At 61.4% G+C, this 16216-nt stretch carries 16 protein-coding genes; 3 read left to right on the forward strand and 13 right to left on the reverse strand.

Going from position 1 to position 16216, the window contains the following annotated elements:
- Positions 1-111: 111 nt before the first annotated feature.
- Together WA225_RS21555 and WA225_RS21560 are read right to left on the reverse strand one after the other, a co-directional pair.
- Positions 112-591, reverse strand: coding sequence for a DUF934 domain-containing protein (locus WA225_RS21555; RefSeq protein WP_422609512.1), 480 nt, complete (start codon positions 589-591; stop codon positions 112-114).
- The gene (locus tag WA225_RS21560) at positions 588-2261 is read right to left on the reverse strand and encodes a nitrite/sulfite reductase (protein WP_422609513.1); all 1674 of its coding nucleotides are present in this window, start codon (positions 2259-2261) and stop codon (positions 588-590) included. The genes WA225_RS21555 and WA225_RS21560 overlap by 4 nt, the downstream gene beginning before the upstream one ends.
- A gap of 290 nt (positions 2262-2551) precedes the next feature.
- On the opposite strand from WA225_RS21560, the gene ccoN reads away from it, so the two are divergent.
- Positions 2552-3979 (forward strand): cytochrome-c oxidase, cbb3-type subunit I, encoded by a 1428-nt coding sequence (gene ccoN, locus WA225_RS21565; RefSeq protein ID WP_008081554.1) that lies wholly within the window; start codon positions 2552-2554, stop codon positions 3977-3979.
- Positions 3980-3997: 18 nt separating this feature from the next.
- Entirely contained in the window at positions 3998-4216 is a 219-nt protein-coding gene (locus WA225_RS21570) for a cbb3-type cytochrome c oxidase subunit 3 (RefSeq protein ID WP_123375400.1), read from the forward strand.
- 302 nt (positions 4217-4518) lie between these two features.
- Here the strand turns inward: WA225_RS21570 and WA225_RS21575 are convergent, their stop codons facing one another.
- Positions 4519-5010 carry a hypothetical protein gene (locus WA225_RS21575; protein ID WP_422609514.1) on the reverse strand — a complete coding sequence of 164 codons (492 nt, stop codon included), beginning with the start codon at positions 5008-5010 and terminating at the stop codon, positions 4519-4521.
- A 211-nt stretch (positions 5011-5221) separates the two neighbouring features.
- On the opposite strand from WA225_RS21575, the gene WA225_RS21580 reads away from it, so the two are divergent.
- Positions 5222-5914, forward strand: a complete 693-nt coding sequence (locus WA225_RS21580; RefSeq protein ID WP_422609515.1) for an aspartate/glutamate racemase family protein — start codon at positions 5222-5224, stop codon at positions 5912-5914.
- 1 nt (position 5915) lies between these two features.
- Here WA225_RS21580 and WA225_RS21585 read toward each other — a convergent pair whose 3' ends face one another.
- The 10 genes from WA225_RS21585 to WA225_RS21630 all read right to left on the reverse strand — a co-directional run bounded on the left by WA225_RS21585 (position 5916) and on the right by WA225_RS21630 (position 16182).
- Positions 5916-6434: a GNAT family N-acetyltransferase gene (locus WA225_RS21585; protein ID WP_123593363.1), complete on the reverse strand. Its 519-nt coding sequence runs from the start codon at positions 6432-6434 to the stop codon at positions 5916-5918.
- A 191-nt stretch (positions 6435-6625) separates the two neighbouring features.
- On the reverse strand, positions 6626-7606 hold the full coding sequence (locus WA225_RS21590; protein ID WP_422609516.1) for a LysR family transcriptional regulator: 981 nt from the start codon (positions 7604-7606) through the stop codon (positions 6626-6628).
- Between the two features lie 188 nt (positions 7607-7794).
- The gene (locus WA225_RS21595; protein ID WP_422609517.1) at positions 7795-8742 is read right to left on the reverse strand and encodes a peptidylprolyl isomerase; all 948 of its coding nucleotides are present in this window, start codon (positions 8740-8742) and stop codon (positions 7795-7797) included.
- Positions 8739-9209, reverse strand: a complete 471-nt coding sequence (locus WA225_RS21600) for a YbjN domain-containing protein (protein WP_422609518.1) — start codon at positions 9207-9209, stop codon at positions 8739-8741. Before WA225_RS21600 ends, WA225_RS21595 begins: the two co-directional genes overlap by 4 nt.
- 30 nt (positions 9210-9239) lie before the next feature.
- Entirely contained in the window at positions 9240-9875 is a 636-nt protein-coding gene (locus WA225_RS21605; RefSeq protein WP_422609519.1) for a DNA repair protein, read from the reverse strand.
- A gap of 17 nt (positions 9876-9892) precedes the next feature.
- Complete coding sequence (locus WA225_RS21610; RefSeq protein WP_422609520.1) at positions 9893-11590, reverse strand: putative porin; 1698 nt, start codon at positions 11588-11590, stop codon at positions 9893-9895.
- 39 nt (positions 11591-11629) lie between these two features.
- Complete coding sequence (locus tag WA225_RS21615; RefSeq protein WP_077572673.1) at positions 11630-12334, reverse strand: energy transducer TonB family protein; 705 nt, start codon at positions 12332-12334, stop codon at positions 11630-11632.
- Between the two features lie 3 nt (positions 12335-12337).
- Positions 12338-12763, reverse strand: a complete 426-nt coding sequence (locus WA225_RS21620) for an ExbD/TolR family protein (RefSeq protein WP_007915482.1) — start codon at positions 12761-12763, stop codon at positions 12338-12340.
- A gap of 11 nt (positions 12764-12774) precedes the next feature.
- On the reverse strand, positions 12775-14571 hold the full coding sequence (locus WA225_RS21625) for a DUF2341 domain-containing protein (RefSeq protein ID WP_422609521.1): 1797 nt from the start codon (positions 14569-14571) through the stop codon (positions 12775-12777).
- Between the two features lie 12 nt (positions 14572-14583).
- Positions 14584-16182 carry a ShlB/FhaC/HecB family hemolysin secretion/activation protein gene (locus tag WA225_RS21630; protein WP_422609522.1) on the reverse strand — a complete coding sequence of 533 codons (1599 nt, stop codon included), beginning with the start codon at positions 16180-16182 and terminating at the stop codon, positions 14584-14586.
- Positions 16183-16216: the final 34 nt, after the last annotated feature.

A 16216-nucleotide genomic window follows, 5' to 3' on the forward strand; every position in this document is an offset into this window, starting at 1 on the left:
ACGGCGACTCTACCAAAAGGCCACCACTGACCCAAGGGAAAATGCCCGAATGGCGAAGGTTCTAAGGGTTTCCCCGGTCCCGACAACACCGCAAAACTGTGGCGAGGGAGCTTAGCGTCTTCGGAACAGTGGACGCGGTTCGATGACTGAGCGGCCGTAGAGCACGCTCATGCCAGCCAACCCCTTCAGCGCATCCTCAGCCGACTTGTCCTCACGCACGGCAAAACTGTCAAAGCCGCACTGGCGCATGTGGCTGAGCTGATCGCGCAGCACATCGCCAATCGCGCGCAGCTCCCCGGCCCAGCCAAACCGACTGCGCAGCAGATACGCCTGGCTGTAGGCGCGGCCATCGCGAAAACTCGGGAAGTCCAGCGCAATCAGCGGCAACGACGCCAGCCACGGCAGCAGGCTTTCGACCTCATCGTCGGGGCCGAGCCACACGGCGTGGGTCGACGGCGATTGCAGCCAGTGCGCCAGCGGCAACATCAGCAAACCCGAGGGCTGTGGCGTCGAGGGTTCGCGCACCAGCGTCCACGGATCATCCGTGACGATCCGCGCCACACCCGACTCCAGCCGCAACAGATTATTCATACCGCCGCCTCCAGCGTCTTCGGATAGACCCGCTCCTTGAACGGCTCCAGGCCGATCCGCGCCACGGTGTCGACAAACAACTCTTCGTGCTCGCGATAGCGGACAAAGGTGCCGATGATGCGTTCGATCACCTGCGGTACCTCGGCGGCGCTGAACGACGGGCCGATGACTTTGCCCAGTGCGCTGTGCTTGCCTTGCGCGCCGCCAAGGGTGATCTGGTACCACTCGCTGCCGTTCTTATCGACACCGAGGATGCCGATATTGCCGATGTGGTGATGGCCGCAAGCGTTCATGCAACCGGAGATGTTCAGGCTGATATCGCCCAGATCATGCAGGTAGTCGAGGTTGTCGAAACGCGCCTGAATCGCCTGGGCGATCGGGATCGACTTGGCGTTGGCCAATGCACAGAAATCGCCACCGGGGCAGGCAATGATGTCGGTGAGCAGGCCGACGTTGGCACTGCCCAGATCGTGTTTGCATGCCAGTTGCCACAGCGCGTAGAGGTCGGTTTTCGCCACGTCGGGCAGGACGATGTTCTGCTCATGGGCGATACGAATCTCGCCGAAACCGAAACGCTGCGACCAGTCGGCTACCGCCAGCATCTGCGCGCCGGTCACATCGCCCGGCGGTGCGGCCATGCCCGGTTTGGTCGACAGCACCACGCTGGTGTAACCCGGCACCTTGTGCGGTTGTACATTGCGCGCGACCCAACGGGCGAACGCCGGGCTTTCGGCCAGCCGCGTGCCGAAGTCCAGATCGGTGTCGGCCAGGCTGTGATAAACCGGCGGCACAAAGGCACTGGCGACCCGTTGATATTCGTCCTCGGTCAACTGCGCCGGGCCGTCCTTGAGGTGTTGCCACTCCTCTTCGACTTCCTTGGCGAACGCCTCGATGCCCAGTGCCTTGACCAGAATCTTGATCCGCGCCTTGTACTTGTTGTCGCGCCGGCCATGGCGGTTGTACACCCGCAAAACCGCTTCGACGTAGGACAGCAAATGCTGCCACGGCAAGCCCTCGCGAATCTGCAAACCGAGGATCGGCGTGCGCCCCAGGCCACCGCCGACGATTACGCGCAGAAGCATTTGCCCGTCGCGACCGGGGTAAAGATAGAGGCCGATGTCATGCATCATGATCGCCGCGCGATCCTGCTTCGACGAGCAAATCGCAATCTTGAATTTACGCGGCAGGAAGAGGAATTCCGGGTTGATCGTCGACCACTGCCGGAGGATTTCGGCCAGCGGGCGCGGGTCGATCAACTCGTCCGCCGCGACCCCGGCAAACGCTTCGGTGGTGATGTTGCGCACGCAGTTGCCCGAGGTCTGGATCGCGTGCATGTTGACCTGCGCCAAGCGTTCGAGAATGTCCGGCACCTCGGCCAGTTCGATCCAGTTGAACTGCATGTTTTGCCGCGTGGTGAAGTGGCCGTAACCGCGATCGTAATCGCTGGCGATGCTCGCCAGCGTGCGCATCTGCTCGGCGCTCAACGTGCCGTAGGGAATCGCCACGCGCAGCATGTAGGCGTGCTTTTGCAGGTACAGGCCGTTTTGCAGGCGCAGCGGCAGGAACTCCTCTTCGCTCAACTCCCCGGCCATGAAGCGCTCGACCTGATCGCGGAATTGCGCAACACGCTCGAACACCAGCGCCCGGTCGTAATCATCGTATTGATACATGCAACTGCCACCTCATCAGAATTGATCACGGATCAAAACTGTGGGAGCGAGCTTGCTCGCTCCCACAGGATTTTCCCAGACTATGGCCGAACGGCGCAGCGCGTTACAGATTCACCTGAACTCATAAAAACCATATCAGGGCGCGGCAGAACGCCGCAGCCAGCACTTCAATCTGATCCGCACAAATGAAAGATTCCTGAGCCTGTTTTGTTTCTGACGGGGTTTCTACAGTGCAACTCATGCCAGACCGGGTGGCCTGGCAAGACTTTGCAACCGTGGATGAACTGACCATGAGCACAGCAACAATCGGACAGGCTTATAACTACAAGGTCGTCCGCCAATTCGTCATCGCGACGATTTTCTGGGGTGTGGTGGGCATGGCGATGGGTGTTTTGATCGCCTCGCAACTGGTGTGGCCGGAGATGAACCTGGACCTGCCGTGGACCACCTTCGGCCGCTTGCGCCCGTTGCACACCAGCCTGGTGATTTTCGGTTTCGCCGGCAGCGCGCAATTCGCCGCCAGCTACTACGCCGTGCAGCGTACCTGCCAGGTGCGGCTGTACTCGGACACCCTTGCCGCGTTCACCTTCTGGGGCTGGCAATCGGTGATCGTGATCATGCTGATCACCCTGCCGCTGGGCTACACCACCACCAAGGAATACGCCGAGATCGAATTCTCCGGCGCGGTGTGGATGGCCGTGGTCTGGGTCGCCTATGCCGTGGTGTTCTTCACCACCGTGGTGCAGCGCAAGACCAAACACATCTACGTCGGCAACTGGTTTTTCGGCGCGTTCATTCTGGTGATCGCCATGCTCCATGTGGTCAATCATCTGTCGATTCCGGTGGACTGGTTCAAGTCCTATCCGGTGTATGCCGGCGCCACCGACGCGATGGTGCAGTGGTGGTACGGGCACAACGCAGTGGGCTTCTTCCTCACCACCGGGTTCCTCGGGATGATGTATTACTTCGTGCCGAAGCAGGTCAATCGGCCGGTGTATTCGTATCGTTTGTCGATCGTGCATTTCTGGGCGCTGATCACCCTGTACATCTGGGCCGGCCCGCACCATTTGCACTATACCGCACTGCCGGACTGGGCGCAGTCGCTGGGCATGGCCATGTCGTTGATCCTGCTGGCGCCGAGCTGGGGCGGGATGATCAACGGCATGATGACCTTGTCCGGCGCCTGGCATAAATTGCGCACCGACCCGATTTTGCGCTTCCTGGTCTTGTCGCTGGCGTTCTACGGCATGTCGACGTTTGAAGGGCCGATGATGGCGATCAAAACGGTCAACGCCCTCTCCCACTACACCGACTGGACCATCGGCCACGTGCACGCTGGGGCCTTGGGTTGGGTGGCGATGATCACCTTCGGCGCGACCTATCACATGGTGCCGAAAGTCTTTGGCCGCGAGCAGATGTACAGCACGCCGCTGATCAACCTGCACTTCTGGCTGGCGACCATCGGCACGGTGTTGTACATCGCCTCGATGTGGGTCAACGGCATCACTCAGGGCCTGATGTGGCGGGCGATCAACGAGGACGGCACGCTGACCTATTCGTTCGTCGAGGCACTGCAGGCCAGTCATCCAGGCTTCATTGTGCGCTTTGCCGGCGGGGTGTTCTTCCTCACCGGGATGTTGCTGATGGCCTACAACGTGTGGCGCACGGTGCGCGTGGCCGACGTCGCGCTGGCGCACCGTGAAGCGCAGATCGCCTGAGGCAGGGAGCCGAACGTGATGGAGATTTTCTTTGATGTGTTGGGCGTGGTGTTTCTGTGGCTGGCGGTGGAGTACTGCTTGCGGCGGGAGACGGCGGACAGTCTGGATGAAGCGAGCATGGTGCCGTTTGCCGATGACCCGGAGGTGGCGCGGCGGGTTGAACTGGCCACCGGTAAAACCGTGAAAGCGGTGGCGCCTGAAGTGGCGAAACCGGGATGGGTCAATCTGGAGATGTGAGGGGTGTCAGGTGGACTGCCCTCACCCTAGCCCTCTCCCAGAGGGAGAGGGAACTGACCGCGTGGTTTATGCGAGCTGCAGCGACCTGAAATATCAAGTCGAACTCAGGTTTTGAACAGCACTCGATCTGCTCCCTTTCGACCTCGCCCGCGGGGCGGAGGGACCTGACCGAGTTGTTTGTTTGGGTACGCCGACCTGAAATATCGGAAGTGAATGCAATCTCGAAAACAACGAAGATCGGCTCCCTTTCCCCCTCGCCCCCTTGGGGGAGAGGGCTGGGGTGAGGGGGTAAGCTCTTGATCTTAACTGCGTTCGCGAGGAATCAGGCTTTGCAACTGCTGGGCGAGGAAGTTGGCGTCGAAGGCAAACGTATCCGGATCCTTCAAACCATTGGTCTTGCGCCACTGCCACGTGCCGTCCGGCAACCCCACCAGCGAAATGCTGCCATAACGCGCCGCCGTCAGGCCCATCACCGCGAGGGAGATCTGCCCTGCGCTGCCCATCACATCCGGCACGAAATCAACCGGTTTACCGGCAATGACGATGCTCAGCTTCTCCGTCTTGAACGTGGACGTCTCTACCGGCGTGCTCGGCCCGAACGCGACATACGCCTCGCGGCTCACCTCCAGCAGATTCGGTGCCTGCACCGGTTCCAGCCATTGCTGGATCTGACCGAACAGCTCGCTGATGCGTGTGGTCCAGGCTGCCGATTGCGTCTCGAACAGTTGCTTCTTGTGCGCTTCGCTGTCGGCATAGTGGCGAAGCATCTCGCCCAGTTGTTGTACGTCGTCCATAGCGGTGTTCCTCGGAAAGGACCTGCAAAGGTTGATAGTGGCAGATACCAGCCTCTGCGTACGTTTAAGCTGCAACAAGCCCGATGAAGCACCATGACACTTGCGTGAAAGATCAGCAGTACAGTCACTTGTCGCTGGCATCGAATCAAGAACAAAAGGACACTCCGGGCAGACCTGAACCTCGACACAGGTCATTGCACGAGGACATCCAATGCGCACCATCGGCCTGATCGGCGGCATGAGCTGGGAATCCAGCGCCGAATACTATCGACTCATCAATCAGCAAGTCCGCGACCGTCTCGGCCCGTTGCGCTCGGCGCAATTGCTGATGTACAGCGTCGACTTCGGCCCGGTCGAACAGGCGCAGCACGCCGGGCGCTGGGACGATGCCGCAGCGATTCTAGTGGATGCCGCGCGCAGGCTCGAAGCCGGCGGTGCCGAATGCGTGGTGCTGTGTACCAACACCATGCACAAGGTTGCCGAGCAGATTCAGGCAGCGATCAGCATTCCGTTTCTGCACATTGCCGAGCCGGCCGCGCAGGCTGCGCTGGAAATTGATTCGCACACGGTTGGCCTGCTCGGCACGGCCTTTACCATGGAGCAGGATTTCCTCAAGCAACGCCTGATCGCTCAGGGTTTGACGGTGCTGGTGCCGGACGAAGCCGAGCGCAAGGACGTGCACCGGATCATCTACGACGAACTCTGTGTCGGCGTGATCAGTGAGCCGTCGCGGCAGATCTATCAGCGGGTCATCGAGTCCCTGACCGCCCGCGGCGCGCAGGCGATCATTCTCGGCTGCACGGAAATTGGCCTGTTGATCAAGCCCGAACACAGCGCCCTGCCCCTGCTCGACACCACCGCACTGCATGCGCAGTCGGCGGTGGCGTTCGCCTTGGGCGATTGAGTCAGGTTGTCGGACGATTGCGCAGGCGCGCCATGCTCAGGGTGTCGACCCACTGCCCGTCGCGCACCGCGTAATCGCGAAACAAGCCTTCGGTTTCGAAACCGAATTTGCGGTAGAGCGCGATGGCGGCCTCATTGTCGGCGTAAACCGAGAGTTCGACGCGGTGCAGATTCATCCAGTTGTCGGCGACGTCCAGCGCCGCCGCCAACAGCTTCGAACCCACGCCTTTGCCCTGCCACGCCACGGCGACTGCCATACCGACGCTGCCGGCGTGGCTGCGACGAATCCGCGAATAGTTTTCCAGCCCCAGATGGCCGATGACCTGGCCCTGATGCAGCGCGACCAGCTTCAACACCCGTTCATTTTCCGCCAGCAGCCGTTGGCGCCAGACGTCGACGGACTGAAACGGCATCTGCAACACCTGCCGGGTGACGGCCCGCTCGTTGTAAAGCGCAGTGACAGCCTCGAGGTGCGACTCGCCGAAGCGTTCGATGTGAATGGCGGCGTTGTGGTCGGGCATGGCGGATCCTTCCTGGATCGATGTGTGGCTGACCACTCTAAACCGATAAACCGCTGCCTGGCGAATATCAAAATGTGGGAGCGAGCCTGCTCGCGAAAGCGGTGTATCAAGCAACAGATATGTTGAATGTCAGATTGCTTTCGCGAGCAAGCTCGCTCCCACAGGGTATTGTGGGCATAAGGTGGACTGGCTCAGGGCTGGAACCATTCGTGGCGTTCGTTGAAGGTGTGGTGGATGAGGTCGGTCAGGGTTTGGACTTCGCTGATATTTTGTGAGTCCGCGTTGACCGCCAGCCATGCCTGCAATTGCATGGGTTCGGCGAATAATCCTGGCAGCGCGATCAGGCCTCGATCGAAGCGGCTCATATACGCCGGCAACAACCCGATGCACGCGCTGCAGCGAATCATCTCCAACATCAATTCATAGGACTGCATTTGCACCACGCCGGCCAGGCGCTGCTCGACCAACTCATTCCATGGGCGAAAGCTGTCGATCTGCCGATCATGTTGCCATTGCACCAGCATGAAGTCGGCGAGGTCATCAGGCGTGTCCGGGCGCGCAGTGACGCGGGAGTAGCGTTTGGCGATGTGCGGCAGGTAGTCGAGGCGCGCCAGCGCCTGCGGTTCGCTGGTGGCGAAGGTCGGGCCGGGGTGTGGGGTGTCGCCGTGGGCGAGCCAGAGAACGATGTCGGCGCTGACCGCGCGCAGGGACAGTTCGCTGTCCAGCGCGATGATTTCCAGGCGTACGCTGGCGTTGCGCCGCAGCAGTGCGATGAGGTCGCGGCCGAGGATGTCGTGGAGGATAGATTCGGCGACGGCGAGGCGAATTAGCGGTTGTTCGATCACCGGGAGTTTGCGTTCGTTGGCCAGCGCCACGAGTTTGGCCTGCAGTTGCTGACCTTCGCGGGTCAGGCTCAGGGCGCTGCCCTGGAAGCTGAACAGCGTGTGCTGGAGTTCTTGCTCAAGCTGCGCCAATTGTTTGCGCAGCAAGGTCGAGCGCACGTTGAGGCTGCGTGCGGCTTGCATGAAGCAGCCGCAGCGGGCGCTGACCAGGAAGTATTGAGCGACATCGGCGTCGATGGTCGCGGCGTGTGCGAGCCACGGTTCGCTGTGGTCATGTGGCCAGCGGTAATCGTTGGTGCCCGGTCGTCCTGCGGGTTCGGTGAATGACATCGATGACTCCCTGTCGATCTTTGTATTTTGGTGGCTTCCAGCACTTTCCAACTATTTCTGAACCTGGTGGAGAACCTTGTGGGAGCTGGCTTGCCAGCGATGAGGCCGGCAGATCCAACATCATGGGTGACTGATAAGCCGCCATCGCTGGCAAGCCAGCTCCCACAGGTTACTCAGTGAAGGTGAAATCAGTGTTTTTCCTCCAGGACCTTGTTGAGTTCAGCGCCGTCAATGCTCAGTGTTGCGGTGTTGAGCATGCCGTCCAGGTAAGCCTGGGCAATCTGCTCCTGGCGCTGCGCACGCAGGGCCTGGGTCAGTTGGTCGCGCAGTTCGTCGAGGGTCGCGCTGCGTGCCGGTTGTTGCTCAGTGAGTTTGATCACGTGGAACCCGGCGGCGCTTTGGACGGGATCAGACACTGCGCCAACCTTGAGCCGCGCCACGGCACCACGCACTTCCGGAACCAGTTGCTGCAACGGTTGCAGCCCACTGTCGCCGCCACGCTCAGCGGTGACGCGATCCTGCGAATACTGAGTCGCCAATGCAGCAAATTCCGCTGGCGTCGCCTGCGCTTTCTTGCTCAGGTCAAGCGCCTGCTTGCGCACCGATTCAAGATTCTGCGGATCATTTACGCCGAGGAAAATCTGACTGACCCGGTACAGCGCTGGGGTCTGCCAATTGGCTTTACCCGCGTCGTAAGCCTGCTGGATATCGGCCGCACTCGGATAATCCGCCGGCACTTCACTGACCGAACGCAAGTAATCCCGGAACACGATCTGTTCAGTCGCCGCACGGGTCTGTCGGGCAACGTCAGGGCGTTGCGCCCAACCCTGCGCATCAGCCTGCTCCAGCACCGCTTTCTCGGCCAGACGCGTGCGAATCCAGCGTTCCAGCGCCTCACGATTGCCGCGCAATTGCTCGCGGGTTTCTGGTGGGACTGTCGCCAGCAACGCCTGAAGTTCCGCAGGGGTTACCTGCTGATTGCCCAACCGCGCCACCGCCGGCCCCGTTGCAACCGTCGCCAGCGGCGACGATTGCTGGGCGGCGACCGGGTCACTGCCCGGCCGCACCACCAGCGCCACGGCCACCACCAACAGCGCCACTGCCGCAGCGCTGATCACCATGGCAGGCTTTTTCACAGCGCGACTTCCTCTTGCTCGGCAACCGCCACTTTCGCGGTGGTTGCTTGTGCGGCCTGAGTAAAGTCACGCAGATAAACGATGAACTCCTGCAACAGGCGATCCCACAATTCGAGGTTGCCGCGCAGGTGATCGTTGCTCACGCCCGCCGCCACCACCACGTCCATTTCCATCACCAGAAACTCGCCCTGCAACGACAACCGGGCAAAACGCCGGCTGGCGTTCCACTGCTCGGCCACACCCTGTGGCAACTCACCCTGCACGCGCAGCGCACAGCTGAAAGTGAAGTCGACGTAGCTGCCCTGCTCCACCGCCGGATTGCCGAAACGCACGGCGTAGCCGATGCCCTGGCTGGCGCTGAGCAACTGGACGATACCGTTCTGCTCGGTTTCGTTGACGCGATAACCGGCCGCTTGCAGGACGTCGGTCAGGGATTTTGGCGATACGTGGCTGATCAATTGAGTCATTGTTTCTTCCTTGTTTATCAGGCTTTTTAATCAGTGCGAGAGCGCAGCTTGCGGCGCGTCGAATTGAGTCTTGTAAAGGTCATCGCCGAACCCCTGAGCCAGTTCATCGAACTTGACCCGGGCGCTGCCCGCGAAGGGCTGGCGGATCTTCATCACCTCGGCCACATCAATGTTTTCGTAGGCAGTGAGGATCTGTTTGGCGACGCCGTACATCTGCTGATTCTTGACTGAACATTGCTGCACTTGTGTGTCACGTTCAGCCAATTGCGCTTGAAGCTTAGACCGTTCTGCCTCTTTGGCACGGGCCATGACCAGCAACTCGTCATAGGCCTTCTTGAACTTGCCCGTCTGCTCGGCGCTGGCCGCCACTTGCGCCTGCGCCTGGCTGTGCAGGCTCTGTTGCTGCCCGGCCAATTGCTCGGCAACGCCTTTGACCTTGGCCAGATCGGCGCTCAATTGCTTGATTTGCGCCTGCGCAGCCTTGGCCTCGTTCTGCGCCGCCAGTTGCGCGGCGCTGGCCTGGGCCTGCTGACTTTGCAGGGCCTGCAACTGTTGCGTGGTGCTGCGCAATTGCGTGCGCAGGCGTTCTTCCATGCCTTCGGCATGCGCTCCAGTGGCGATCAAAAGCCCGAGCCCGAGCCCGAGCCACACAAATCGCGTTTTCATAACCCTCTCCCGGCGCCTTAGAAGCGCGTGTTGATCTCAAGCTGCAAGACGTCGATGTCGAACGGCGCGCCGTACACCGCTTCGGTGCTCATCCAGCGACCGGTGGCATAAACGTTTTTCGCCAGACCGTAGTTGCCGCCAATGAAATAGCCCTTGGCGTTGGTGCCGCCGAGGTGGAACGAGGAGTCGTTGAAGCCATCCGGCAAGGCGTCGGGCTGGATGTATTTGTAGCCAGCGAACATGTTCCAGTCGCCCTGCTTTTTCAGCTCCAGCGCGCTGCCGAGGGTGAACTGCACCATCCACGCGTTGGCGCCGCTTTCGATGTCGCCATTGCTGTCGAGGTTGTTGACGATCTGCCCGGCCGAACGCTTGCGCATGTCGCCTTCGTCGTAGGCGAGGTTGTGGATGTAGTTGCCCTGGCTGCGCAGTTTGAAGTCTTCCGGCAAATCGGCGTCCCACACCACGTTCAGATCAAGCAGGTTGAATTCTGAAGCGAGACCAACAAACTGCGGCTGCGGCGTGGTGGTCGGGTTGAGCGGGTTCGGCGTGATGTCGCGCAGCAGGAACACGCTGTTGCCCTTTTGCATGAACGCCGCACGGCTGCCGTCGCTGTCGCAACCCGGTGCGCCGGCCCACGGTTCGCAAGGGCTGGAACGCTGGCCTTGAATGTCGTCGAAACGGTAGTACGCCAGCGCGCCTTTCAAGCGGTTGTTGCTGTTGATCGCCCATTTGGCGCCGATCTGCGCGCCGTACAGCCACTTGTTGTCGCTCTCTTCCTTGTCGAAGCCGTTGCTGCTGGCGGTGTCGTTGGTGTAATCCACCGGGAACGCACCGACGGTGCCGAACACGCCCCAATCGCGGTTGAGTTTGTGGTCGAAAATCGCCGCGACGCCGTCGAAATTCAAGTCGTTGGAATAGAGCATGTCGGTGGACATGAACGGATTGGCGAAACGCCCGCCGGTCAGGGTCAATTCATCCGTCGGCTTCCAGTTCAGGTAGCCCTGATCGAGCCAGATATCCTTCTTGGCGAAACCGCCGCCGAGGCTTTGCGTGGTGGAAACCGGGTTGTTGTCGGAGCCCGTGCCGATGCGGATGCCGGCGGTCCATTGCGGCGAGATCTCGGCTTTCATGCCCAGTCGCGCACGGATGCGGAATTGATTGGTGCGGTCTTCGCGGGTGTTGAGCAGCGGCGGCAAATTGGTGCTGCTGTTGGGGTTTACGTCGTACGGGCCGTTGTTGTTGAGCTTGGCGAAGTCGACGATCTCGTTGCTGTTGCTGTCCGAGTAGTAGCGCGATTCGTCACGCAGACGAATATCGCCGTCGAAACTGATGCGCGCAGCCCATTCCGGGAAGCTGTTGGGCGCGGCCCAGTTTTCCTGTTTGGCGGTGGCCATGACTTCGGCTTTGACCTGATCGCGGATCTGGTCACGCACCGCGGCTGGCACGTATTGCACACGCACGTCACCCGGCGCCGCCACTGGCCCGGCCGCGACGGCGGTGGATGCCGCAGCCTGTTTGGCTTGCGCGGCTTCGTTCTGCGCCTGAGCGATCAGTGCGTCAGCCTTGTCCTGTTTCAGAATGCCCTGCTCGACCAGCAAGCGGATCAGATTGATCGTGGCGTTCTCCGAGGGCGCAGGCGCTGCCACGGCCTGACCGACCAGGGTCGCAATGACCATGCCGACCGCCAGGGACAATCGATTCACGTTGGAAATCATCTGCACACAACTCCTTTTGGCAAAGCGTAAATAAGTGAATTACCCCGGACGCCGCCCTTGCAGGGACAGGCGCACAGGCAAAGTGATGGAGGCCGGTGGCCGTTCGCTCAGCGCCGGCGCACCACGCAACGCGGCCAACACTTGTGTATCAATCTCTGGGTTGCCGCTGGACTTGATCAGCTCGACCCGGGTGATTTCGCCAACGCTGCTCAGCCAGACATCGGCCTGCAGCGAAAACGCGAGGTTGCGCAGCTCAGGGTTCTCGCGCAGCAAACGCTGGAAGGTGAACGCCAGAAACTGGCTGTACGTCCCCGTGCCCAAACGCCCGCCGCCGGCCCCGGCCATGCCGCCACCCTTACCCGCGCCGATGTTGAAGGCGTCGTTGCCGGACTGCGCATCGCCGTCCATTTGCATCGGGTTGGCCAGATCGTCCGCCGGTGATGGCGGCGCCTCTTCCTCAGGCTTGACCTCTTCCGGTTCCGGCGTTGGCTCGGGCTCGACGACTTTCTCTTCCACCGGGGTTTCCGGTTCCGGCGGTTTCTCCGGCGGTGGTGGTGGCGGTGGCGGCAACGGAATGATCGTCGGCACCTTCGGCGCTTCGCGGCGGATGCCACTCATGTCGTTGGCCCACTGCCACAGAAACCACGCGGCGAGCGCGCCGATCAGCAAGCCGACGCCCCACTTCGCATAACGCAGCGCTGGCTTTTTCACCGGCAGCGGCTCGATCGGGAGTTGTGCGGTCATGACTCAGCCCTGACTCGGTTTGCCGGTCACAAGACCGACCTGGGACAGTTCGAGCCGGCGCAACAGATCCAGCACTTCAATGACTTTCTGGTACTGCACCGTCGCATCGCCGCGCACGATCACCGGGAAATCCGGGCTCTGCGCCTTCTCGATGCGCAGGCGTTCTTCCAGCTCGGCCAGGGTCACTGGGTAGGCGTCGAGGAATACCTGACCGCCGTCGTTGACCGAAATCGCCTTGGTCTTGGCCTCGGACAGCGACACCGAAGCGCTGGCTTTGGGCAGGTTGATCTGGATCCCCGAGACCTGCGCGGTGGCGGTAAGGATGAACATCACCAGCACCACCATCAGCACGTCGACCAGTGGGGTGATGTTGATGCTGTCCACCGCTGCATCTTCGTCATCGTCGTGGGAGGCATTTACAGACGCCATGTCAGTGCTCCTCAGGCCGGTACAGAGTGGTTGGCGTGATGGCCGCGATGCGCCGATTCACTAAACTGGCTCTCGCCGTGCATCTCCGCCAGACGGGTAATGAACTCGTCGACAAACACGCGCATGTCGGCGCTGACTTCCTTGTTGCGGGTGATCAGGCGGTTGTAGCCAAACAGCGCCGGGATCGCGACGAACAGGCCCATGGCGGTGGCGAGCAAAGCGGCGGCCATACCCGGGGCGATGGCGTTGATATTCACGTCACCGGCCATCGCCGTGCCGAGGAACACCACCATGATCCCCAACACCGTGCCGAGCAGGCCGATGTACGGGCCGCCGGCGATGGCGTTGGACAGGGTCGAGAGTTTCGAACTCAGTTGCTGGTTTTCGCGGGTGCGCACGCCGTCCATGGAGCAGCGGATGGCTTCGATGGTGGCCGCTGAAACCGACGAGGTATCGGCGCCCTGTTCACGGCGGGTGCGGATCTCTTTCACCGCCACCAGATACAAGCGCCACAGCGACGAATGCTGCAAACGCTGGGCGAGTTGGGCGTCGTCGGCGAACATCTCCAGACGCGTGCCGACCTTGGCGAACTGCACGCGGAAGTCTTCGTTGGCGGCGCTGACGCGGCTGAGGCTGCGGTTCTTGCGCAGCATGATGATCCACGACTGGAACATCATCAGCACCAGCACGGCGATGATCACCCAAGCGTCGATTGGCACGGCGTTGAGCAGGAAGCCGAGGCTGCCGAAACCGAAACCGGACTGTTCTTCGTCGACACCGTAAGCCACCAGTTTCGACTCGGCACCTTGCGAAGTCGCGTCGGCCAGCAACAGCGCTGCCGGACGGGCAACTTTCGACAGACGCAATTCATCGATAGCGCCCACGAACGGCTGGAACGGACCTTCGTGCACGTCAGCGCCGATGGCCATGACCGAGTTGAATGCCGGCATTGCCTGAGCAAGCGTGGCCGCTTCGCGACCGTTGATGAACAGGCTGACTTTGGAACCTTCAGCGGTCAGCGCGACGTGTTGCCATTGGCCCGGATTCAGCGCTTGCGTGGCGACAGCGCGTTGACCATCGATTTCTACAAACGGTACGCCTTGGTTGGCACCGATCAGCAGGCTGTTGGCGCCTTCACGACGGGCGAGAATCAGTTGCTCGCCACTGGCCTGATCCAGACGCAACCAGGCACTGAAGGTGAACGCACTGCCAGCGTTGTGTTGCAGCGAAGGACTGGCCGGCAACAGCAACGGCTGGCCGCTGAACTGCAATGCACGCCCAACGACGCCGTCAATCGCCGCGCCAGTCGCACTTTGCGCGGTATCGCCGTAAGCGGTGGTGTCTTTGGCCGGGGTGCCGGTGGCACCGTCGAAGTGATAGAGCGCGGTGTAATTCGGGTCGAAGGTCAGTTGGCCGTTGCCGGTCGCCGGGGCCTTCTGATTGCCGTAGTACATCCAGATGTCCTGGCGCTGACCGCCCTCGACATTCGGTACATCGACCCAGATCAGCGCCATGCCCATCAGTGCGTCGAAACTCTCGATCTGGTGGTTGAGCACGGTTTTGTCATCGGCAGCGACAAAGCGCAGATCCGAACCGTCCTCCTTGACCCCGTCGAAGGTGAAATTGCCAGTGTGCAGGCGCACCAGCAACGCGGTGCGACCGAGGGCCTGATTGATGCCCGCGCCTTGCGGCGTGGTGTCGACAGCGATCTGTTTGCGGTAGTGCCAGTCGTCCTGCCACCAGGCCTGAGCCGTGGCCGGGAGCACGAAGCCCAGGCAGATCAACAACGAAAGAATGAGGCGCTGCATGAACGTGCTCCTTTAAAAAGTGGCTTGAAGGTTGAAGTGCAGGCGCGATTCCTGTTTCGAGGTGTTCGGCCCTTCGAGTAGCGGGTAGCCCCAGTCGAGGCTGCCGGACAGCCATTTGCTCAGGCTGGCGCGGGTGCCGAGGCCGACGCTGGCCAGGGCGTAATTGGCGTCCTGATCCGGCAGTTCGTCGCGCAGATAAAGCTGCGCGCCTTCGGCGAAGGCGTAGAAACGCCAGTCCTGCATCCACGTGCCGGCGTACTTGGCCAGCGACGGCGTGCGCAGTTCCTGACTGAGCAGCACGCCGTCATCACCGGTGCGCTCGGCGGCCAGATAACCGCGCACCGAAGTGGCGCCACCGGCAGAGAATTGTTCGTTGGAAACCAGTGGCCCCGACGCCAGTTGGAACGCTGCTTTGCTTGCACTCTGCCAGTCGCTGTCGAAGGTCCAGGTGTAATTGGTGTCGCCCTTGAGCACGGCGAAACTCGGTTTGGCGCGGTAGCGTTTGTAGTCGAAATCTTCGTCGGAGCTGCCGTAGCCGAAGATGCTGCGGGTGGCGGCCACGAGGCTCAGACCGAGGCCGAGCTGGCTTTTCTCGCTGTAGCGATAGCCGTTGTAGGCGAAGGTGAACGGCGCGTATTGCAGCGGGACTTTGTCGCTCTCACCGGACAAGGTCAGGCGTTCGTCGAAGTCCTTGAAGTCGATGCCGGCCGACAGCGAGTTCGACCAGTTGCCGCTGGAGGGCAGCGTGTAGATCGCCGAGACGCCATAGGAATGGCCCTTGCCCAACACGTTGCTGCCGCCGATGGTGGCGACGTTGCTGTCGGACTGGTAACCGGAGAATTGCACGCTCCAGCGATCCGTCAGCGGCGCGGTATACGAACCCGACCAGACCTTGGCGTTGTCAGTGTCCTGCGGCGCGGTGAAGTAAGTCAGGTTGATGCTGTGGCCGAGTTGCCAGAGATTGTTGTAGCCGAGGCTAGTGACCGTGCGCAGCTTCTCGGTGTCGGCGCTGTAGTCGTTGTTGAGGCCGACGCTGGCGGTCCACGGGTTCTGGTCTTCGACCTGCAGATCGACGTCCATGGTGCCGGGGCGCTGACCTTCGCGCACCAGCGGCATGACTTGCCGGCCCGGGGTTTTGTTCAGTTGCGCGAGTTCACCCTGGACCTTGGCGAAGTCCGGCACCTCGCCTTCTTTCAGCGCCGGAACGTCGTCGCGGATGTCGAGCGGCGAATAGTGTTTGGCGCCGACCACACGCACGCGGCCGACCTTGGTTTCACTGACTTGCAGGTAGACGATACCGTCGGCGACGGCTTGCTCCGGCAGCTCGACGAACACCGATTGATAGCCGCGCTCCTGATAAGCCTTCTGCAAGGCATCGCGCGCACCTTCGATATCGGTGAGTGCTTTTTGCGGGCCGAGGAACGGGTACACCGCTTCTTCAATCGCCCGCGCATCGAGCACGGTGTTGCCGCGCACGAAGTATTCGTTGACGTCGACCAGACGCTTCGCCGCCGCGTTTGCGGCAGCCTCTTCGGCCAATGCCGGCTGCGCGCCCGCCGTCACCAGCAGCCAGCCCCACAGCGCCAGCCGTGACTTGAAAATCGGTTCCACACTACCCCCTGAATTCGCGATGACCTGTTGGCGT

Source organism: Pseudomonas sp., from assembly GCF_049300855.1.
In the GTDB taxonomy this organism is placed as follows: domain Bacteria; phylum Pseudomonadota; class Gammaproteobacteria; order Pseudomonadales; family Pseudomonadaceae; genus Aquipseudomonas.